This is a genomic window from Eubacterium sp. Marseille-QA0814 (genome assembly GCF_965119675.1).
Classification (GTDB): Bacteria; Bacillota; Clostridia; order Lachnospirales; family Lachnospiraceae; genus Eubacterium_G.
In genome coordinates this window covers 161,776-184,270 of the sequence record NZ_CBCPMG010000001.1, presented here as the reverse complement: position 1 = coordinate 184,270, position 22,495 = coordinate 161,776, and the positions used below count along the sequence as shown (strand labels likewise).

General features: G+C 31.3%; 23 protein-coding genes. All 23 read right to left on the bottom strand.

The window, feature by feature from the left end:
- Nucleotides 1-26: 26 nt before the first annotated feature.
- On the bottom strand, nucleotides 27-2,102 hold the full coding sequence (gene ppk1, locus ACQY63_RS00865; RefSeq protein WP_428244580.1) for a polyphosphate kinase 1: 2,076 nt from the start codon (nucleotides 2,100-2,102) through the stop codon (nucleotides 27-29).
- A 53-nt stretch (nucleotides 2,103-2,155) separates the two neighbouring features.
- Complete coding sequence (locus ACQY63_RS00860; protein ID WP_428244579.1) at nucleotides 2,156-3,229, bottom strand: 6-phosphofructokinase; 1,074 nt, start codon at nucleotides 3,227-3,229, stop codon at nucleotides 2,156-2,158.
- Between the two features lie 326 nt (nucleotides 3,230-3,555).
- Nucleotides 3,556-3,738 carry a hypothetical protein gene (locus tag ACQY63_RS00855; RefSeq protein ID WP_117999167.1) on the bottom strand — a complete coding sequence of 61 codons (183 nt, stop codon included), beginning with the start codon at nucleotides 3,736-3,738 and terminating at the stop codon, nucleotides 3,556-3,558.
- A gap of 45 nt (nucleotides 3,739-3,783) precedes the next feature.
- Nucleotides 3,784-5,319: a serine/threonine-protein kinase gene (locus ACQY63_RS00850; RefSeq protein ID WP_428244578.1), complete on the bottom strand. Its 1,536-nt coding sequence runs from the start codon at nucleotides 5,317-5,319 to the stop codon at nucleotides 3,784-3,786.
- A gap of 105 nt (nucleotides 5,320-5,424) precedes the next feature.
- Nucleotides 5,425-6,528, bottom strand: coding sequence for a hypothetical protein (locus tag ACQY63_RS00845; protein ID WP_428244577.1), 1,104 nt, complete (start codon nucleotides 6,526-6,528; stop codon nucleotides 5,425-5,427).
- Between the two features lie 4 nt (nucleotides 6,529-6,532).
- The gene (locus tag ACQY63_RS00840) at nucleotides 6,533-7,660 is read right to left on the bottom strand and encodes a tetratricopeptide repeat protein (protein ID WP_412621837.1); all 1,128 of its coding nucleotides are present in this window, start codon (nucleotides 7,658-7,660) and stop codon (nucleotides 6,533-6,535) included.
- A gap of 121 nt (nucleotides 7,661-7,781) precedes the next feature.
- On the bottom strand, nucleotides 7,782-8,195 hold the full coding sequence (locus tag ACQY63_RS00835; RefSeq protein ID WP_412621835.1) for an MATE family efflux transporter: 414 nt from the start codon (nucleotides 8,193-8,195) through the stop codon (nucleotides 7,782-7,784).
- Between the two features lie 153 nt (nucleotides 8,196-8,348).
- Nucleotides 8,349-8,843, bottom strand: coding sequence for a GNAT family N-acetyltransferase (locus ACQY63_RS00830; protein WP_412621833.1), 495 nt, complete (start codon nucleotides 8,841-8,843; stop codon nucleotides 8,349-8,351).
- 214 nt (nucleotides 8,844-9,057) lie between these two features.
- On the bottom strand, nucleotides 9,058-9,816 hold the full coding sequence (locus ACQY63_RS00825; RefSeq protein WP_412621831.1) for an arginase family protein: 759 nt from the start codon (nucleotides 9,814-9,816) through the stop codon (nucleotides 9,058-9,060).
- A 32-nt stretch (nucleotides 9,817-9,848) separates the two neighbouring features.
- Nucleotides 9,849-10,994 (bottom strand): aldo/keto reductase, encoded by a 1,146-nt coding sequence (locus ACQY63_RS00820; protein ID WP_412621829.1) that lies wholly within the window; start codon nucleotides 10,992-10,994, stop codon nucleotides 9,849-9,851.
- A gap of 594 nt (nucleotides 10,995-11,588) precedes the next feature.
- On the bottom strand, nucleotides 11,589-11,999 hold the full coding sequence (locus ACQY63_RS00815; protein ID WP_412335544.1) for a peptide deformylase: 411 nt from the start codon (nucleotides 11,997-11,999) through the stop codon (nucleotides 11,589-11,591).
- A gap of 421 nt (nucleotides 12,000-12,420) precedes the next feature.
- Nucleotides 12,421-12,780 carry a DUF4186 domain-containing protein gene (locus tag ACQY63_RS00810; protein ID WP_022164728.1) on the bottom strand — a complete coding sequence of 120 codons (360 nt, stop codon included), beginning with the start codon at nucleotides 12,778-12,780 and terminating at the stop codon, nucleotides 12,421-12,423.
- A gap of 138 nt (nucleotides 12,781-12,918) precedes the next feature.
- On the bottom strand, nucleotides 12,919-13,434 hold the full coding sequence (locus ACQY63_RS00805; RefSeq protein WP_428244576.1) for a DUF6548 family protein: 516 nt from the start codon (nucleotides 13,432-13,434) through the stop codon (nucleotides 12,919-12,921).
- 112 nt (nucleotides 13,435-13,546) lie between these two features.
- Nucleotides 13,547-13,762: a hypothetical protein gene (locus ACQY63_RS00800; RefSeq protein WP_412335859.1), complete on the bottom strand. Its 216-nt coding sequence runs from the start codon at nucleotides 13,760-13,762 to the stop codon at nucleotides 13,547-13,549.
- Between the two features lie 81 nt (nucleotides 13,763-13,843).
- Nucleotides 13,844-14,260 (bottom strand): arsenate reductase ArsC, encoded by a 417-nt coding sequence (locus tag ACQY63_RS00795; RefSeq protein ID WP_412335546.1) that lies wholly within the window; start codon nucleotides 14,258-14,260, stop codon nucleotides 13,844-13,846.
- 225 nt (nucleotides 14,261-14,485) lie between these two features.
- Entirely contained in the window at nucleotides 14,486-14,983 is a 498-nt protein-coding gene (queF, locus tag ACQY63_RS00790; RefSeq protein WP_055214233.1) for a preQ(1) synthase, read from the bottom strand.
- Nucleotides 14,984-14,997: 14 nt separating this feature from the next.
- A complete protein-coding gene (queC, locus tag ACQY63_RS00785) occupies nucleotides 14,998-15,678 on the bottom strand; it encodes a 7-cyano-7-deazaguanine synthase QueC (RefSeq protein WP_118437094.1) in 681 nt (226 codons plus the stop codon).
- Nucleotides 15,641-16,264 (bottom strand): GTP cyclohydrolase I, encoded by a 624-nt coding sequence (folE, locus tag ACQY63_RS00780; RefSeq protein WP_117999180.1) that lies wholly within the window; start codon nucleotides 16,262-16,264, stop codon nucleotides 15,641-15,643. Before folE ends, queC begins: the two co-directional genes overlap by 38 nt.
- A gap of 1 nt (nucleotide 16,265) precedes the next feature.
- Nucleotides 16,266-16,934 carry a putative 7-carboxy-7-deazaguanine synthase QueE gene (queE, locus tag ACQY63_RS00775; protein ID WP_412335548.1) on the bottom strand — a complete coding sequence of 223 codons (669 nt, stop codon included), beginning with the start codon at nucleotides 16,932-16,934 and terminating at the stop codon, nucleotides 16,266-16,268.
- A gap of 35 nt (nucleotides 16,935-16,969) precedes the next feature.
- The gene (queD, locus tag ACQY63_RS00770; RefSeq protein WP_117999182.1) at nucleotides 16,970-17,389 is read right to left on the bottom strand and encodes a 6-carboxytetrahydropterin synthase QueD; all 420 of its coding nucleotides are present in this window, start codon (nucleotides 17,387-17,389) and stop codon (nucleotides 16,970-16,972) included.
- A 452-nt stretch (nucleotides 17,390-17,841) separates the two neighbouring features.
- Nucleotides 17,842-18,441: a YczE/YyaS/YitT family protein gene (locus ACQY63_RS00765; RefSeq protein ID WP_412335550.1), complete on the bottom strand. Its 600-nt coding sequence runs from the start codon at nucleotides 18,439-18,441 to the stop codon at nucleotides 17,842-17,844.
- A gap of 2 nt (nucleotides 18,442-18,443) precedes the next feature.
- Nucleotides 18,444-18,596 carry a hypothetical protein gene (locus ACQY63_RS00760; protein WP_158561064.1) on the bottom strand — a complete coding sequence of 51 codons (153 nt, stop codon included), beginning with the start codon at nucleotides 18,594-18,596 and terminating at the stop codon, nucleotides 18,444-18,446.
- A gap of 233 nt (nucleotides 18,597-18,829) precedes the next feature.
- Complete coding sequence (locus ACQY63_RS00755; protein WP_158561065.1) at nucleotides 18,830-22,354, bottom strand: leucine-rich repeat domain-containing protein; 3,525 nt, start codon at nucleotides 22,352-22,354, stop codon at nucleotides 18,830-18,832.
- Nucleotides 22,355-22,495 lie beyond the last annotated feature (141 nt).

The window sequence follows — 22,495 nt, the reverse complement described above, 5'->3', positions numbered from 1 at the left end:
TTTGAAAAAATAATATTTTTAAAAAATTATTCTATTTTACCATAAGCTTCTTCAAAGAAATACTCCTGTGAATCTGTTAATATTTCACCCTCTGTAATTTCAGGTCTGTAGTATTTGCCATCAGATTTCATGTATCTGCCCTTAATATTGTCCTGAAGCATTATGCCAAACATTTTGCTAACTCTCTTTTTTATGTTTTCATCATAAATTGGAGCTGCCACTTCAACACGTCTCACAGTGTTTCTTGTCATTAAGTCTGCTGATGAAATGTATATTTTTCTGTCATCTTCAGTTCCAAAAATATATATTCTTGAATGTTCTAAGTATCTGCCAACAATACTTTTTACAGTTATGTTTTCTGTATATCCCTTAACTCCTGCAATTAAGCAACAGATGCCTCTAATAACCAAGTCGATTTTTACACCTTTCTGTGATGCTTCAATTAACTTTTCAATAAGGACTTTGTCTGTTAAGGAATTAAATTTCATACCAATGTATCCTTCTTTGCCCTCTTCAACTTTTTTAATTTCTCCATCAATTAAATCTGCAATTTTATTTTGCATGCATTTAGGAGATACAAGAAGATGTTTTGTTTTTTCCATAACCTCTTCCATACAGATTTTGTTAAACACTTTGCCAACTTCTTTTGCTATTTCTTCATTGGCTGTCATTAATGATAAATCTGTATAAAGTTTTGAAGTTTTTTCGTTGTAATTGCCTGTTCCAATCTGACTAATATGTTTTACCTTGTTGTCTTTTGTGTAAGTAATCAGGCATATTTTTGAATGTACTTTTGTGTGGTCAATTCCATAGATAATTCGACAACCTGCATCCTCCATTCTTCTTGACCACTCTATGTTGTTTTGCTCATCAAATCTTGCTCGCAACTCAACCATTACAACAACTTCTTTTCCATGTTCTGCGGCATCAATCAGTGCTTCTACTACCTGTGAGTTTTTAGCCACTCTGTATAATGTCATTTTGATGGAAACTACATTTTCGTTATGGGCAGCCTCTTTTAGCAAATTAATAAAAGATGTCATACTCTCAAAGGGATAGCTTAAAAGAATGTCCTTGTTTTCAATTTGTTCCATCATTGACTTATTTTCATCTATGTTTTTAGAAATCTGTGGCACTCTTCTTTTGAAAAACAGTTCACGATTATTTCTGAGAATATCCTGTATTTTAAATACAAAAGATAACTCAAGTGGTGCCTTGGAATAAAATGTCTGCTTTTTGTTTAAGCCTAATTCCTTACACAGACTTTTAATAACCTTTTCATCTAAAACTCTTGAATATTCCATTCTTATAGGACAAAGTTTCTTTCTCATCCTAATTAATTCTTCCATTGACTCTCTATAACTAATGTCTTCGTCTGCAAAAATTTCATCAATATCAATATCAATATCTGCGTTTCTTGTTATTCTTATTAAAGACTTACTTTCCACATTATAATTTTCGAAAATCTGTGGCATAAAGTGCAGAATAACTTCTTCTATTAACATGTATTTGTTTTTGTTTGGGAACACCTGTATTAATCTGCTAAACATTGAACCACCACATGGTACAATACATATTTTTTCTCTGTTTTTGTTTGAAACTAAGGCTACTGCATAAATCTCCTGATTATTTAAAAAAGGAAAAGGATGTTTCTTTCCAATTATTTGTGGAGAAAGTAATGGCATTACATTAGTTCTAAAATAATATTCCATATACTGTGTTTCTTCTTTTCTTAATTTATCAAACCCTACAACCTGAATATTATATGGCTTAAGTTTATCTATAAGTTTATCGTAAACTCTGTCCTTTTTCTTTAAAAGTTCTTTTGTATTTTTATAAATACTTTCTAATTGTTCACTGGAGGTCATGTAAGTTTTGTTCTCTCTTTTCTTGTCAGAAATTAGCATCTGATCATAAATTGAGCCAACTCTTACTCTGAAAAACTCATCCAGGTTAGTTGAAAATATATTAACAAAAGTTAATCTTTCACATAAAGGTACTCTTTCATCTTCTGCTTCCTCTAAAACTCTTTCGTTGAATTTTAACCATGATAACTCTCTATTGTCATAACATGGAAGCACTGTATTCTTATTTTCTTTCATATTACTTCTTCTTTCATTTTTTATAATAATTTTTATTTTGAAAATTCTTTCAATTAATCTCCTAAGCATATTCCCATCATTCTCACTTGTTTTACAATTTCATCATTTGAATTAACTCTCTTCGGCTTTTCCACAGCTACACTTAATGGCACACTGGAAATTTCGTTATTTACAACAGCCACCATTTTTCCATATTCTTTATTTAAAATTAGTTCTGCGCCCTTTGCACCAAGTCTTGAGGTTAGAACTTTGTCGTAGGCACATGGACTGCCACCTCTTTGAATATGACCGGGAACTACTGCCCTAATTTCCCTGTTTATCTTTTCGCTTAATTTTTTCTCTAAATACACTGCTGCTGATGTATAATTTTCCGCAGCACGTTTCTGTTTTAACTCTTTCTTAGTTAGTTTACTTTCATCTTTAGATATAATTCCCTCTGCTGCCGCAATAATAATGTGGCGTCTTCCCTCGTCTAATTTCTTATTGATAAAATCAACTATTTTATCAATTGAATAAGGAATTTCAGGTATCAAAATAATGTCTGCCTCACCGGCAATTCCTGAATAAAGAGTTAAAAAGCCTGCTTTGTTTCCCATTATTTCGTCAATAATAATTCTCTTGTGTGACTTGGCTGTTGTATGCAGTTCTTCAAGTGTTCTGGTTGCTATATCAATTGCTGACTGAAAACCAAAAGTCATTTCTGTCCCGTTAATGTCATTATCAATTGTTTTTGGCAAAGTCACCACGTTTACCCCCTGCTCACTTAAAAGATTTGCTGTTTTGTGGGAACCATTTCCACCTAACACAACAAGGCAATCTAAATCCATATTTTTATAATTTTTAATCATGGACTGTACCTTTGTAACGCCATTTTCATCTGCATCATTTATTCTTTTAAATGGCTGTCTTGAGTTGCCAAGTATAGACCCACCCATATTAAGAATTCCTTCAAATTCCTCAGGTTTCATTTTTTTGTAATCACCATTAATCAAGCCTGTATAGCCTTCTAAAATTCCGTATATCTCTAATTTCTCCTTGCAATTGAAATTAAGAGCTTTTACCAAGCCATACATTGCACCATTTAATCCCTGGCAATCACCACCACTTGTAAGTATTCCTACCCTCATCACTTCTCCTCCTTAATATTTCATTTCACAAATATTTTGTATTATTAATACATTGTTTTAATTGTATTTTTTCCCTGTAAATATTTGTGTCATTTAAAGTAAAATTCACGTTAAGTGTAAACTGTCTATTGATTATTCTATTCATATTATTAATAAACATTCTAAAATAATTACATTCTACGCACCGAGCGCATGTTGCTTTAGAGATATTTTTCCTTTTGCGCGAGTGTGCATAAAAAAAAACGATAACCCGACGCATATATCGCTTACGAGTTATCGTTTTTTATTATGTATATGTTCTTGTCTGCAAAAACACACCTTACTTATTACTTATCATTTTTCCTACTTGAGCTAACTATAGCATAAGCTACAATTGCCATTGAGCAACCAAATGCCAAACCAAAGGCTAATCCTACAATTAAACTTTTTAAAACAATTGCAAAAACAACTGCCCATATTAAAGCCATGGCTAATGCTATCATAATTACTATTGTTAAACTTTTCTTCATTGTAACCCTCCTAATTCAGAGTAATCTAAATCATAAATAATATCTTTACTCTACCACATTTTCAAAGTCAATTGCACTGTTTTTTTTCTGACCGGCTGGTTTATTTGTTGTATTAACTTTCTTTGATGACGGTTGCGCTGACTTATTTATGTATGCATTATTTGATTTTGTTGAAGGCATGGTTGTTACTTCTTGTGTTGTCTTCTCTGAAGCTACCTGCCTTTTCTTTTTTCGTTTTTTCTTAGTAGTTTTCTGTACTTCTGTTGTCTGGCTTACTTTTGTTGTCTCAGTATTTGATTCTGTATCTTTTGCAGAAGATTCCATAACTGTACTCTCTTTTATTACTATTGATTTCTCAGTAGTTGTTATGGCTATATTTTTCTCAGAAGTATTTTTAGAATTTGTACAACTGCTAAGATACACAATTAAAAACAACAATATTGCCACACCGATAACACCAGCTATAATTAACCATTTTCTTTTGTTATTCTTTTTGGATATTATAACGCTTTCATCCATGGTTACGCCCTGCTCCTGAAAACTGATGCTGTTATAGTCTTTTCCCATTAAGTTCTGAACTAACAGATGTTCCTTTTCGTTTTCGATTTTGTTATTATCAGCAAAAACCGGCTCAAAACCAATTTGTCTACTCAACTGTTTTTCGCTTAATTTTGATTTTGCCACAATTAAGTCCTTTTCAATGGCAACTGCACTTTGATATCTTTCGTCAGATTTTGAAACAGCTTTTTTTATTATCTTTGCAATGCTATCCGGAGCCTCCAATGGATTTGGGAGTTTATCATACTGCATTCTTTTGTAAAACGCCTTATCTTCATCTTCCCTTGTATATTCCTTTGGGTACTCAGGATAATATGGAAAACGCTTTTTGTTAAATAGATAATACATTAAAATTCCTAACGAATATATATCTACAGTATTGTCATATTTACTTTTGCCAATATAAATTTCAGGAGCAATATAATTAGGTGTTCCTTTTATGGTATGTGCCATTGTTGCGTTAGTAATATTCTTTGATACCCCAAAATCACCTAGTTTAAACGCTCCATCCTTAGAAACAAATATGTTACTTAGCTTAATATCCCTGTGAACAATATTGTTCTTATGACAAATAGCAAGTCCGTTTGCTATACCAATCCCAATATTAAGTCCATCCTCTACAGTAATATTATTTTGCTGTAGCCATTTATTAAGCGGTGTAAGAAGTTCCATTAAAATATATATGTTATACCTATACTCACCTATTTGTTCTACGTCGTTTTCATAATAGGAAACGATATTATGATTGTCCTTCTCCGATATAAGTGAAAAAACTCTTATCTCATTAACTACGCGATTAAGTTCTTTTTCAAAATATGCATTTGTCTTGTTTTTGTCTCCACCCATGGAGTTTAATATTTCAAGGTATTCATCATCCCTTGGTAATGTAATTACTTTTAAAGCTCTTGTAGTCTTTCCTACAATGTTGCTTCTCTCAACTTTATATACATCGCCAAATCCACCTGAACCTATTTTTTCTATTACATTGTATCCTAATATTGTTCTGCCTAAAATAGAATCCATTATTGTCTCCCCTTTTTATTTTTTATCGTAATTGCTGTACTATCTCATATTTTTTATTTATAAATATTCTAATCACAAAATACCTTATTAATTTCCATATAAATTTTAATTTTCTTTACCAATAAACAATTTTAAAATTCCATAATCTTCCTTATCCATTTCAAGGTTTCTTAAAGTATCACTTATGTAATACTGCATATCTTTTTCAATTTCATCTGAATTTTTTAACCCTGTTAATTCTTTTAAAAGATGTGAACACTGTTCCTTAATTTGTGGGTTATTGCTGTAACTGGTAACTAACGACATATGATTTGTCTGATATTCAGGATTAGAAATATCTATGTTAGATAGTACATAAAGTATTATACACTCTATTTTGTCCTTTGGGCATAGTTTTTCCATATTTGCATAATCAAGTAACTGATTGATTTCAACATAAGACATATTAAGTTTTATTCCTAATGCAATTAACCTTTGTCTGTTAGGTACTTCCCCCCAATTCTTCAAATTAGAAATCATTTTTTCAAATCCCTTATCCAGATTTTCGGCTTTTACAAGGCTATGATAGGAACCGCCAAAATTTTCAGCCTTTATATATGCTTCAATGTAGTCCACCAAATTGTAATAACTGTTAATATATTCAACTTCATTTTCCCTTATAAATGAGACCAGCTCATTCTCATTTTTCAGACTTACTAATTTTTCTTCTACTTCAAAGGTTTCATTTTGAGAATTAGCCAAATACTTTCTTCTGTTTTTTGTTTTTAAAATATCTAAAAATTTTCCCTTAAGCGTAGTGCAATATTCATAGGGATTAATGCTCTCTTCTTTTGGATAGTGTGAAATTACATAAATACATATAGCATCTTCTAATGATTTTGAATATAGTCTAGGATATTTTCCATATCGCTGTAACATATAATTAATTTCCTGTAAATTAAACCTTAACCCCATGCCAAGTTTTATGAAGCTTTTCCTTGATTTTGGCACTTTATTATTTTTTATCCAGGATTTTATTGTATTTTTACTAAAGCCACATTTTTTTCCTAACTTTTCATAAGACAATCCCCTTGATAACATTATATTATTTATATAATCTCTCCATTTTGAATAGTATGGACTGTATGCATTTAATATTTCTTTTAACTCATCTACTTCTTCACAATTTATAACTTTATAGTACATCTCAGTAGTATTTATATGTTCCATTTTGTCACCCTTTTTCATTTGCTTTTTGCATAATTAAACGTTTGTACATTCTTTCTGCTACTTTATCCCCGTATTTCATGGCTTTTTTATACCAATACAATGCCTGTTCTATATCGACTTTGCCCTTTTTTCCTGTTTGGTACATTATTGCAAGATTTAAGCATGCCACACTATCTTTTTGTTTTGCTGAGATTTTCAAAAGTTCTTCTGCCTTTTCAATACTCTTATCTACCTGTATTCCCTTTTGATAAAAATACGCCATATTATTAAGTGCTTTCGTGTATTTTTTTGTGGCTGATTTTTCATACCAGTATTTTGCTTTACTCATACTTCTTGGTACAGCTTTTCCATGTTCGTACATATAGCCAACAATATATTGCGCCTTTTTATCACCCTTTTTGGCTTTCTTTAAATTATTCTCATATTTGTTTTTATTTTTTTCTTCTTCTTTTTCACAAGATTTAATTTCCCTTAGACAAAACTGTCTAAACATTTCTATATTTTCTTCCAATAACGGAATATTAACATCAATATTTAAACCTTTTGCAATATTTTTTCCAATATATGCAAGTTCATAAGCTTCATTATTAGTCGCCATTTGATTTTTTACCAAATCAAATAACAAGAGCTTTCCTTTACCGTTTTCGTTAATACATAATTCTTCATTATTGATGTATATATTTAAATTGCTGTATTTATTTTTCACATACACTATGGTATCGCAAATGTCAGCAAGCAAATTAAATAAACATATCTTTTTCTGTTCTTCTGTCTTGTCAGAAAGAATTATTTTTCCATCTAAAATCATGTCAATAATTGAATTAACATTCTCTGTAATTATATAGATTAATTTCCCATTATCAACTATTTCTTCTTCAATTGTTTCACACTGAATTAAATCTTCATTAAATCTGCTATCATTATATAAATTATAAATTTCTGCCTGTAATTTAAAATCTTTTTCTTCCAAATAAATAGCTATCAGTGAATAGAATCCGGCAAAGTTATCGCCGGATTTCTTTACAGTATATACAATAGCACCACTATTCCACATACTTTTTTCCACTAATTCTAAGTTTTTATCTTGAATATAATCCATTGTTTTCTGTTCTAGAAGATATTGAAATTCCATATTGCTTCCTCTTATCTTTATGCAAATATTTATTGACATACTACCAGCAATTCTAAAGTATTATAACACATGCACTTATTGCTTTTTTTCACAAACTGACCTTTATTTACAGAATTTCAAGTTAGTCTTTGCCACAATCATAACAGCTGTAAATGTAATCACTTCTGATGACAGAAAGGATATCCACACTCCATTTTAAAAGTTGTTTAATATTTTTAGTTTCTTTTCTACCGTAACACTGACTAATTAACGGCTGACTACCCTGGGCCAAACCATTAAAAATAGAAATAGCAACTATAGCCAAATTGGCAATTACTCCGTACGCAGCCACACCAATATTCCCTGCAATGTTTAAAAGCAACATGTTAAACACTACTGTTATAACTGCTGATGATATTTCGCTTACCAAAGCTGAAATTCCTAATTTACAGCAGGAAACCAGATGGGTAAATGATAATCTTTTTATTTTAAATTCTACCTGAAAATAGTCTGCTATTCCACATAATGCTGCAGACAGAAACATTGTTCTTACCATAAAGATTCCAACTGAAGTAAATCTTTAACATATACCATACCTATATTTTTCTCCTAATTTCTAACATAACAAATATTGCTATATTGCAATATTTTCTCAGTCCATATACATTCTTTGCAATTAGCAACTAACTGTAATTTTTCATTAAATTATCTAAACAAGTTCGTGATAATATGGGCAAATATCCTCGTAATGTCCATCCTTCATTCTAAAACCTTTTGGTATTACACCTAACTGAGTAAAACCAAGTCTTTCATATAAATGTCTTGCATAGGTATTAGTTGCAACAACAGCGTTAAACTGTAACACTCCATAGCCCTTGTTCTTACCCTGCTTCAAACAATCAAGCACCAGCTTTTCCCCTATATGTAGCCCTCTTGATTTTTTACTAACAGCATAGCTGGCATTACAGATATGTCCACAACGTCCCACATTATTAGGATGCAAAATATACAAGCCATACACTTTTCCTGTATCCTTATCCTCCGCCACTGCACTGTAAGTCTGCGAGTCAAAAAATTCTTTTCCTGTATCCTTATTTAATAATTCTTCCTGTGGAAATGCTATTCCATCTTCTACAACCTGATTCCAAATTTCAATCATTGCTTCTAAATCATTCTGATTATATTCTCTTATGAGTATGTTCATTTATTATGCCTCCTAACTCAAAATGAATGTCATCATTTTTAACTCTTAAGTCACAATCTATGTTGCAAGCTTTTCTGCTCATTTTATCAAAATATATAATACAAACTTTTCTGCTCATTTTATCAAAATATATAATACAGTTTTTCTCCAGCCTAAATTTTAATTATTATTTTCAACTGTTTTACCACTTTAATTGTGACATATCAAATAAGTTTTATTTTTTATATTTTCTAATGTATTGGTATAGCTCGATATTAGTTTTTGAATTTTTCTCCTCTGCCTCTATGTATTCAGGAAAAGGCAACCCACTCTGGCATTCTCCACATATATCGATTCCAATAATCTTTTTGTCTTTAATAAAAAACTGTAAAAGATGCTCAAGCATATCAAGTGGCATGTGGCCCTGACTCCAATTTGTTTCAATATAATTTTTATCCAGAATATCTTTATCAATTGAAATGTAAAAAGGTACATCTGTCATTATTTTGCTAAGCTTATCTTTTCCTCTGCCACTCCTAAGTTCTTCTGCTGAAAAAGTTATAAGTTTTTCGCGATTCTTAATATGAATTTGCTCTATGTCATTTTCAGTTGCACCTACCAGAATCAATTGAACAAGATTTTTATTTTCATTAATAACCTGCGCTGCCCAGTCTCCACAACTGGTCATTTTGTTAATCATCGGTTCCTGCATATCGGTATGATGATCATACAGAACTAATGAAAAGGGCTTCATTATTCTGTCTGTATTTATTTTTGTTATGTAATGAAAATTACCTGAATCAATAAAATGTATCCCATGAATTCCATACTGCTCTGTTCTTTTCTTTATTTCTATTTCAGCAGCCTTGGAGCAATAAAGGTCACAGCCTTCAATGTCCGAACAATCAATTAGGCTTATACCACTTTCTTGTTGTATGTCCTCATCAATATATACATGTGTAAAATCTAAAATGTAATTTTTGCTTCTAATCAATGTTAAACGCCCCCTTACAAGCAAATGTGATTCTAGCAACCAAATAGTTTTGCTGTTTTCTCCATTCTTTCTGCGATTTTTACTCCAAATGGACAACGTACTTCACAAGCATGACAAGCAATACATTCAGATGCTTTATGTTCAAGAAGTTCATAATGTGATTGTACTGTTGCAGGCACCTCAGGTTGCATTGTCGCCAAATCATAGAATTTGTTAATCATTGCAATATCTAAATTCGCCACACAAGGCTTGCAATGTCCACAGTATGTACATTCTCCTTTGTATGAATGGAACGGAGCATTGGCGATTACTGATGCATAATCTTTTTCCTGCTCTGTAGCTGTTTCATATGCCAAAGCATCATCTACCTGTTCTTTTGTGTCATAGCCGCACATAATAGATGCTGTTGCAGGTCTGGTTAATGCATAATGAATACACTGAACAGGTGTTAAACTTACTCCAAAAGGAGAACGTTTTTCGTCAAATAGTCTACCGCCTGCGTAACCTTTCATAACTGTGATTCCAACATTATTCTGTTCACATATTTTGTATAACTTTGCACGTTCAGGATCGATTCCTTTAAGATTGTTATCAAATTTTTCTGCAAACATTGTGTCAATATCTTCGCTTGCAGGTAACATGTCAAATGCCGGATTTATACTAAATAAAATCATCTCAACATATCCTGACTGTGCTGCTTTTATGGCAACTTTTGGGTTATGGGAACTCATGCCAATGTGATGTATTATGTTCTTTTCTTTTAACTCCATTACATAATCCATATAATCTGAATGCTGAATCTGTTCCCATTCTTCTTCTGAATCTATGTAATGTATCATGCCAATATCAATATAATCTGTTTGAAGTCTTTTAAGTAAATCTTCAAAAGCCGGTCGAACATATTTCATGTCTCTTGTTCTAAAATACTGTTCATCTTTCCAGGTAGAACCAATATGTCCCTGAATAAACCAGTCACTTCTATTATCCTTGATACCTTTTCCAATAATGTCTCTTGATTTTGGATCTGCCATCCAGCAGTCAAGAATATTAATTCCTTTAGAAGATGCATATTTAATTAATTCGATTCCCTCTTCTTCTGGGTGTCGTTCTAACCATTCACCACCAAACCCGATTTCACTTACGTCAAGTCCTGTCTTTCCTAACTTACGCGTTTTCATTTTATCATTCTCACTTTCATATGAATTGAAATTTGTCTTCACGTTAATATGTAATACTTAATCCTATAGTTAATTTACATTAGAAATATTGAACCGTCAACTTTTGAGGTATCATATCAACGTGTTAGTTGTGGTATTGCTATTGCGTGGGATACTTATTGTTATTGTGGGGGCTTGTTATTGTGCGGAAAAATTTTTGTATTGAATTGTTATTGTGAGGGATACTTTTTGTTGTTGAATTGTTATTTTAAAACATATTTTGTATTGTAGAAATCTGTTTTTTTAGGAAATACACCCTTTTGACTTGTTTTTGACTAAAAGGGGTGTACTTTTGGGAATTATCTTTGTTTTTTCAATTTCATACTTGGAAAAATACATCCTTTTTGCTTGTTTTTTGCTAAAAGGGGTGTACTTTTGGGAATTATCTTTGTTTTTAAAAATTTTCTGCTTGGAAAAATACATCCCTTTTGCTTGTTTTTTGCTAAAAGGGGTGTACTTTTGGGGAATTATCTTTGTTTTGTTAATTTCATACTTGGAAAAATACATCCCTTTTGCTTGTTTTTGCCTAAAAAGGGTGTACTTTTGAAAAAATTTCTAAATAACCACTCCATTACAGTGGTCGATTTCATGTTGAATAATCTGTGCTGTAAAACCTGTATACTTGTCATGTTTTTTATTAAAGTTTGAATCTAAATAATCAACTTCAATTTCTTCATATCTTATACAAGGTCGTATACCATCCAAAGAAAGACATCCCTCTTCCGTTTTGTACTCTCCTGATTTCTTTGTAATTACAGGATTTATCATTGCAAATTGAAATGGTCCTGTTGCCACAACTATTATTGATTTATTAACTCCTATCATATTAGCTGCCATACCAACGCAGGTTTCTCTATTAGCCTTAAGTGTATCTAATAAATCTGTTATAACTTGTTTATCTGCCTCTGTGGCACTTTGTGCTTTTCTTGCAAAAATCTGTTTGCCTTTTATAATCTTTTTAACCATACAATATTACCTGTCCTTTATATATTATTTTCTATCCTTTGGTGCATAATATTTTCTATTATTTACTGTATATCTTATTCTGCCCTTTGTTGCATTATATTTTCTATCTTTTACTGTATATCCTATTCTGCCCTTTGTTGCATTATATTTTCTATCTTTTACTGTATATCCTATTCTGCCCTTTGTTGCATTATATTTTCTATCTTTTACTGTATATCCTATTCTGCCCTTTGTTGCATAATATTTTCTATTATTTACTGTATATCCTATTCTGCCCTTTGTTGCATTATATTTTCTATCTTTTACTGTATATCCTATTCTGCCCTTTGTTGCATTATATTTTCTATTATTTACTATTTATCCTATTCTGCTCTTTGCTGCTTAGTATTTATTTACTTTGCTGTATACTATACTCTATTTTTTACATATTTCTTTTTATCCACGTCATAATCACATCAACCAGATAGTCCTGCTGTATCTGACTTAATTCTACTCCCGGTTTTATTTTATGCCACTTGCGAATGCACTCCCTGCAACATGTTGCCGTTGCATGCTGTGCAATAAATACCGGGTGTCCTTTCATTGGAGTTTGCTTTCCGTCATTTGGTATGTTCGCCAGTGCTTCTCTTTTAGCAATAAAATCCTCAGCATGCTTCCTGATTGTTTCTAATCCTTTTTCGTTAATGTAATCTATGTCCTTTTGTTTTAGGTGAAAACTACTGCGAAATTTTGATTTGCCTAGACGTTCAAATAACTGTTTATACCATTGTTCTTTAGTCATTTTATTTCCATTCCTATTTATACATTAAATGAATTTTTTCTTATTTTCTATTCATCATAAGCATTTCCATTCTTTGCTTCTTCTATCTTACTCAATAATATCTTTTAAATTTACTTTCACTCTGTCTTTTTTCACTTTTTACATAACCATCCTTAACACAATAAATAAGACAATAACTATTATTATTAATGCCATTAATTCTTTATTGACTGTATATTTTTTCCTTCTTCCAGCTATATGATTTTTATTGGGTTTATTTATATCAACTGTCTTACTACTTTGTTTTCTAAATTGATTTGTATCAACTGTCTTACTACTTTGTTTTCTAAATTGAGCTATTTTTCCCTTATTAATTATGGAAAACGGATCTTCCTGTTTCATAATTCTTGTATAGAAATTTCTGGCATACGCAATGTCTCCTTCTGTACATTCTGACTGATAATCACTATGTGCAATATCGTTTCTTACCCACCTAATATGCTTAAGCATTTTATAATCACTATCCCAAGAATTAACATATCGTCTTTCGAAAGCAGGTGTGTTTTCCATCTGAGCTATATATGTTGAAACTCCCTGTTTACTATTTAGCAAATCTTTGCATAAATTATCTAATTTTTTATATTGTTCAAAAAATCTGTTTTCAATATCGTTCATACTAAATTACCTTTTCTAATTTCTCATAAGTTAAATTAAAAACCATACGATTTTGGTGGTTTAAATACTTTACATTATGTTATATAAGTGTTAATGAAAGCACTATATCACATTAAATATTTTGCAGTTTCATATACAAAAGTGGGTACGGATTACCCTCTTCGTCAAAATCAGTTCTTCTATATGTTTCAAAACCTAAATGCTCATAAAATCCTACTGCCTGTGGATTTTGTTCATTTACTGCCTGTGGCACATACTTTTTAATCTGCTCTACTTCTTCTCCGGAAAGAAATAGATGTGTAGCCCTGACAGACTGTTCCCAAACTATTAATAGCTGGTCTGTTAGCTTTTCTTTTCTGTTCTATTTTCCGCCTCATATATCTTCATTTACTTTCCTGCACAACGAACTTTATAACTGGTCTATGCGCTCCTTAAGTTCGATTATTTTTCGTTCTATCTCCTTAATAACTATTTCAAATTCCTCATCACTTTTTCCCGTTGGATCATCAAGCCCCCAATTATCATCAAAACTTCTTCCTATAAAAGGACAACCTACATTACATCCCATTGAAATAGCTATATCAGGTTTCGGAATCTCACTAATAAGTTTAGAATATTGATTTTTTTCCATATCGATTCCATACATTTTTTTCATAATTCTCACTGCGTCCTGATTAATCTGTGGCTTTGTTTGAGTACCTGCAGAATAACTTTCAAAAACATCAGAAGCCAGGTATTTTCCCAGTGCCTCTGCGATTTGACTTCTACAGGAATTATGAACACATATAAATGCTACTTTCTTTTTTCTTCTTTCTTTATCCAACATTGACTTTCTCCATATATTTTCAAATATTAATTACAAATCTCTTTCAATAAACTGTTCATTATAATATAATACTGTATTTCACTCACTCATGACTTGCTCTCCTAAAATCTTTCTAAACATTATAACTTTAATGGTAAAGAAAATCGAGACAATTAAAAATAGATAACCATGTTTCAGGTTATCTACTCTTTGAACCTTATCCCAATAAATCCAGTATCTTTGTTCCTATCTATTATCAACCTTTTCCGGATACATATCATGATTTGCCATTCTATTAAATGCAATTTCTTCCCATTTTGTTCCAGGCTTTCCATAATTACAGTAAGGGTCTATTGATATTCCACCTCTAGGAGTAAATTTCCCCCATACCTCAATGTATTTTGGATCCATAAGTTTTATCAAATCTTTCATAATTATATTCATACAATCTTCATGAAAATCACCATGATTTCGGAAACTAAATAAATATAGTTTTAATGATTTACTCTCCACCATTTTAATGTTGGGTACATATGATATTGTAACAGTGGCAAAATCCGGTTGACCTGTTATGGGACACAAACTTGTGAATTCAGGGCAATTAAATTTTACAAAATAATCATTTCCCTGATGTTTATTCTCAAAAGTCTCCAACATCTCCGGTGCATAATCACATGGATACTGTGTTTTCTGATTACCTAATAATGTTATGTCTGCTGTTTCTTCTTTGCTTCTTCCTGTCATAATTCTTCTCCCTTTTATTCCATTGCCGGATCTTTAATTCCGTTTAACTCAAACGCTTTAGCTCTGTCTATACATGTTCCACATTTACCACAAGGTTTTTCGCCACCTTCATAGCAGCTCCATGTGTATTTATATGGTACATTTATCTCAAGCCCTTTTTTTACAACCTGATCTTTAGTTGCATTGATAAATGGTGCTACAACCTTAATCTGCTTTCCACTTCCAAGATATATTGCTTCATTTATTGCATTGTTAAAATCACTGCTACAGTCAGGATATGCACTTCCAGCTGCATCATCTGCATGCGCACCATAATATATTACACTACAGCCTTTTGAAATTGCTATACTTGCAGCACTTGATAAGAATAATCCATTTCTAAATGGAACATACGTTGACACAGGTGAACCATTTGTACTCTTAATCTGGTCATTATATGATTCTTTAGGTATTTCCTTATCAGAATGTGATAATAGTGAACAATCGCTATATTGAAATATTTTTGCAAGGTCAAGATAAATATGTTCTACATTATAATATTTTACAATTTTATCTGATGCTTCTATCTCTTTTGTATGTTTCTGACCATATGCTATTGATAATGCAATAACATTTTCTGAACCATATTTTTCTACTGCCATACCAAGGCATGTTGTACTATCTATTCCACCACTGAATAAAACCATTGCTTTCATTATTAAATCTCCCTCTTAATGTTTGTGTGTATGTTTTTGTGTTAGTTTTTTTAATTCCTCTCGCAGTCATGCAACTATGACATCCTTCAATAAGTACTGCTATATCTTCTGCTCCAGTAACCATCTGCATAATATCTGCAATATCGCTTCCTATTCTTTCCTGAAGCTGCAATCTTTTTGATACCATATCTGCTATTCTTGCTATCTTACTAAGACCTATCACTCTTCCCTTTGGAATATAAGCAACTGTTACCTTCATATCATACATAAGTGCAAGATGATGCTCACAATAACTGAAAAGTTCTATGTCTTTTACTACTACCATGTCAGAAGTTCCATTTTGACTTTTACATTCTACATTTTCGGACGCTTCTTCCAGTCTATCAAGCGCAAATGTTTTGTTAAACATATCTGCAATTTCTTCATTTGTATAATTCATTCCTTCAAAAACTTCTTCGTACATTTTTGCAACTCTTTTAGGTGTGTCTTTTAATCCCTCTCGTTCAGGATTATCACCCAGAGCTTTAAGAATACCAGCTATATGATATTCAATTGCTTTAGTATCTATTTTCTTATGTTTTTCCATATTAGACTCCTTTTTTATCTGGTGACCATATTATTTTATGTAACTGAATCTGCATATTAACATCATTCATTAAATTCTCTTTCATAAAATCAACTATTTCCTCAAGCTCTATCAACCCAAATACCGGACTTATATAAAGATTACATTTTCCATACAGATTATATTTTTTTATAATCTGTTTTGTCTTTATAAGATCCTCTCGGTTTCCTACTACAAATTTAACAGTATCATTTTTATTTAAAACTTCAAAATTTTTCAGGTTCATGGACTGTTCCATTCCACTACAGGAAAGCTTATAGTCCATTGTAAAAGTTACATTTTCTTTGTTAAGCTTACGGATTTTGTCAAGATAAATGCTACCGTTAGTCTCTATTTCAACATTCAGATTGTTTTCTGCAAGAACTGTAATAACTTTTTCAATGTCATTTCTTAACAATGGTTCTCCACCTGTAAGAGTGACATTTTTAACTCCCGTTGATAAAACATAATCAAGTATTTCTTCTTCCGTCATTGTTTGAGAAAGTGCTTCTTGCTCATTAGCCCATTTGGTATCACAATATTTACAATTAAGATTACAACCTTTAAAACGTATAAAAACTGCAAGTTGTCCGGCTTTAGTTCCTTCACCATTGATACTTACAAATTTTTCAACTACTTCATATTTACTCATATATAACTCCTTTCAGATTAGAAAATTATTTATAATTATTCCATATAAGTTGCACTATTGACAGGAGTTTCATATACCGTTACAGCTTTCATATTGTATCCAAGTATTCTTATTTTCTCATAAAAATACTTTGCCATATTCTCTGCTGTCGGACGAAAATCAAGTTCAATAATCCTGAAATTCTCGCTTTTTAAAGCTTCCAAAGTAGTCTGCTTCAATGAATTCTTTTCTATAATTAAGGCATGATCCATTGAGTCTGCAAGGTTTCTTAAATCTTTTTTCAATTCTCCAAAATCTACGTACATCCCCTTATGTTGAATGTCGTCCTTTAGTTCCTCAGCTTGAACTTCAAGAACAATCTTCCATCTATGTCCATGAAGATTGCTACATTTTCCGTTGTATCCTGCAAGAAAATGCGCTGAGTCAAAACTAGCCTCCGTTTTTAAAATATACATAAAACTTTTCTCCATTTGCTTGTATTGTAATTGTATAATCAAGAATGTCGCTTGCGATATTCTACGCACCGAGCACGTGTTGCTTTAGCAACATTTTTCCTTTCGTGCAAGTGTGCATCCATAGTGGAACGTTTTTCCATTCGCGCGAGTGCGCATCCATAGTGGAACGTTTTTTATGTAATAAGAAATTCTGAAGGAATTTCTTATTACATAAAAAGACACGGATACATCTGTACCCGTGTCTTAATAGATTACTTTTCTAAAAAATTCCAATTATGAATTATAAAATAATAGTCCTGGTTTTATTTAGAGACAGGATGGTACAAACGAACTGTCTTATTTATATACGGCTCAATAATAGCAAATGATTCATTGCTTGTCAATTATATACTCTTGGTTATCTTGCATCTACAAATTCCGATTTATTCTTTTATTATACACATCCTCTCCATTTAGATGTTCAATACTTTTTTTGTTTTTGATGCTGTAAACTGAATAACCGGTCCTGATATAATGATTGTAAAAATAGTACATAAACCAAACTTTCCACCAAGAGCAATGCCTATAACAACCATTGCAACATCAAGTATCATTCGCACAACTTTTACCTGCCAGCCATTCTTATCTGCCAGCGAAAATGTTAATGCCTCATACGAACCACGTCCTAAAGATGCTGCCCCATAAACTCCCGTTCCCACTGCAAAAAAGATTACTCCCATTACCATGATAAGTGCATTTATCCACAAATGCGTACTATATACATGCATATTTGCAAATAAATCCACGCAAAAGCTATATACAATCTGATATAAAACAGTACCAATATGTATCTGAAATCTGTCATAAAAAAATGCAAATGCAATCATAACTATCGCAACTATCATTGATGCCATCCCTATACTTACATGAAAAGTTTTAGAAATTCCCTGCCACAAAACTGCAAGAGTCGCACCACCAAACCCGGCATATAGGGCAAGGGTGATACCATATGCTGCCACTACTGAACCAACCATTATTATAATTATTTTCTTTGTCCATTCTAATCTGCTCATTGCTACAGTCCCTCTTTCTGATTTAATTCCTTCATTGCTACAACCACACTTTCTGTTTTATCAAGGCAATTCTTATATTTGCATTTTGCCACAAAAACAAAAAAGACTATAGACGCACTGTTGTGTTCAGAAACAGTAAAATCTATAGTCTTCATTTATGCCGAGACAAGCTCTAAATCAATTTAATTACGATAATAAACGTGTTATCTTTATTTGTCAAGATTGTGTATATTTACGCTATAAACTGGAAGTTAGCATAAAACTACAATAAATTATGATTTTTAAAAGCAACTTTTCAGATCATAAAAATTCCATTAAAAGAATATTTCCACTATACAAGAATATCCCTGTAGTATTTTGGAGTTTCTTATATCCGAATAAACTATTACTATTTGGTTTTTTTTACTTTAAACTTAGACCAATCAGAATATATCTTCTTTCTATTGGAAACGATATATGTTCTAATTCTTACATAATACTTTTTCTTACGTTTAAGTTTTTTTATAGCAACAGTAGTAGTTGATACTTTTTTTATTGTCTTTGTTTTTGCGCCTTTAAAATTTTTCTTGAGCGAATATTGTAATTCATACCCTTTTATTCCCTTAACTTTTTTCCACGTCACTATTAAGCCGTGTTTTTTTTTCTTAATTTTCTTAATAGAAGATTTAGCAGGCTTATTATTCTTTTTCATCAATTTAGCAATATTTTCAGTTTTTATATTTCCACATATATCACATATATACGTTTTTAATCCGTTTTCTGCATATGTAGCTTGTTTTGAATTTGTAAGAACATATTGATGCGTATGATTTTTATATATATTATCAACAGAAATATATTTACTTGAAGTATTATATGTCTTCGTTGCTGTTTTCACACCTACATAATTAGATGTATATATATCGTCCATACCATTTTCATTTGTTACATCTACATTTGTATTATTAACAGATAAAGTCGTTTTCCCTTTTGTTTTCGCAGATACAGATATAAGATTATTTTCATTTTCTGACACTTTTTCATCTGTTGTTATAAAAGTTTTAAACTGGTACTCTGCATTATTACTATCAATAATAACACCTTCATTCAAATTCATTTTAACTAAAGATACATTAGAAGCTTCTATTGATTGATACTTGTCATCACCTTCAATACTTGCATTAAGTTCTCCTGTTATGTCACAAAATGTAAAGTACTCACTATTTTCAACCTCTAAATTAACCATTGCCTCAGAATTACTCTCCGAAATATTTTTATATTCATAATTCTCAGATAATATCTCTAAATTTCCCGAAAAAGAATTTCCATCCCATGTTAAATATTCATTTTCATTATTTCTAATTGTAAATGAATCATCTAAACCAACTGTAACAAAACTATGCCCTTTTCCCTTTTTTCCAGACGAAGAACCATTACCATTTAATTGTTTCATCAAATTCCAATCAATAATTTGCATTTGCATATAATTCTCATTTGTCAACCCTTCATCTTTCCAAGAAAAAGATTTATAATCGGATGAAATATCAAAATAACTATAATAACCTGGTTTATGATTATCATTATATGTATTTTCATCATACATTTTAATCCTATAGCCTTCATCTGTTTCTTCACAATTAATCATTAACACTGCATGTCCTGACTCTTTTGTTGCGAATGTGAATAATGATACTCCTTCTTCTTTTACTGTTTTTACAACAGCTTTCAAAAATTCACTCAAACTATCCGCTTCATCATTCTTCCCTCTCGTGGTAAAAGATTTACTGGCTGCATACGACCCTCCATATTCTAAAGATTGAGATAATTGAAAATACTGAATGGTATTCAATAACTTTTTATCTTTATAAGGATATGGTAACTTATAATAACAATTTGCTGAATTACTATTAATTTCCGATATATTTATCATATTTTTATATACCATCCCCATGGTTGTAGCAATTCCATAGCAGGAACCTCCCCACGAAGAATTCATGCTTTGTTTAATTCTATTTTTCTCTCCCTTTGTACTATATTTTATCAGTTTATTGAAATATGATTCATCTAACTTATAGTCTTTTACTCCCTTAAATCCAGCTGTTAAATATTTATTACTATTTGAAGAATGTGTAAAACTATTGGCATCATAATTAAGCATAAATTTATTTTCGTCTTTGTCATCTTTGTCGTTGTCTATCTGTGTGTCTTCTTTTCCCAAACTTTCCCACTTTAAGTTTTCATCTTCACCATTTTTTAAATAATAGTCATGTGCACTGGAACCATCATAGCCTTTTATTGTAAGGTATGGTTGTTCTACAGCCCCTTCCCAATGCCACCATCTCGTTTCTGCAATTGTGTCAAAAATTAAGCAATCAGGAACATATATTCCCGTAGGAATGACAAGCGTTTTTAATTGACGTATTGCATCATTAAACGAACAAAAAGCATAATATTCTATTTCATCTACATCAGACGGTATTGTATATTCAGTTCTCTTATTTGCTATTGGATACTGCAATAATTTTGTTTCGCCATAAACAATCTCAAATAATACTCCATCTTTTGAATAATAATATTTATTTCCCGCATCAACGATAATTTCATCAATCATTGGTGATTGTATTATAGGAACATTTCCCTCATAATTTGATGGAATATATAGCTTAGTTAACTTTTGACTATTATAAAAAGCACCATCGCTTATGCTGTTCACAAATAAAGGAACAGTGTAATCACCTTCTTTATCACTTGGATATAAATATAACCTATCATCATCTTGTATTAATATTCCATCCCTAACGCTATATTTATTGCACTTATCCCCTACGCTAAAATCATTCAATTTTGAACATGACTCAAATATTCCATCATCCAAATATATATTACTATTTATTACTAATGTACTTAGATTTTTGCAATTGCAAAATGCATGGTAGCCTATTTCCTCTAAATTCTCTGGTAATGTTATACTTGTTAAGTCTGTGCAACTGTAAAATGCCGTCCCTCCAATTACTTTCAATGTCCTTGGTAATTCCATTGAATCTAGTGCAGTACAATCCCAAAACGCTCCATATCCAATCTCTTCTAATTTATTTCCTAAATGTATTTTCTTTATACTCCCTTGTACAAATGCTTCCTCTCCTATTTTCACAATTGTATTTGGGCATTCCACATTTCTAACATAAGAATACGCAAATGCGTAATTATCTATATAAACTGTATCATCCGCCACCTTAAAATCACTCTTACCACATGGAGGAAATGCTATTAGATGTTTTCCATCTTTTGAATATATTACTCCATCTATAGATTTTAAATAATTGTTATTCACATCAATATCATAATATGATATATTAGTTACTCGTCCCAAATAATATGCGTCTACTTTCTCTAAAGTAGACGGAAAATAATTATAATATTTTCCAAGTTTACCGCATATATTTGAGTCAACTTCTTTTACGCCTTCTGGTATAATAAAATTTTGAGAATACTCACTAACATCTTTTAATACACCATTCTCAATTGTAAATAAATCTTGCAAACCTTCTTTAAACAAATTAATTGATACATTTCCAGCAAATCCCTCATCGTCATCAATCAACGAAAAAGTAAATGAATATCTTTTATAGTTAAATAATTCTAAATGATCATTTCGTGCAGTTGCCCAATCACCTGTTGTACTAGAAATAATTGTTCCCGTAGAAATATCCTTTACCGTCAATAAAACCCTATTCCAATAGGATCCTTTCGTATATATCTGATATATTCCATCACTCTTTGGTTCGTACATAAATGTCATACTGGTGTTATTCGATGATAAATCTATTTCCCAGCTTTCTTCATTTCCTGTATCACCTCTGACTATTCCTACATTTTGTAATGTTCCTAAAAATAAGGTAAAAATTAACAGATATGATATTATTTTTTTGTACATAACAATACTCCTTTCAGATAAACTTATATTCCTTGATTGCCCGATACAAAACATTGCAATATGCGTTTCATCCGACACAAATCAATCACTGAATACATAAGTTTTATAATAGTTTCGTCCAATTTATCTAATCTTATTATA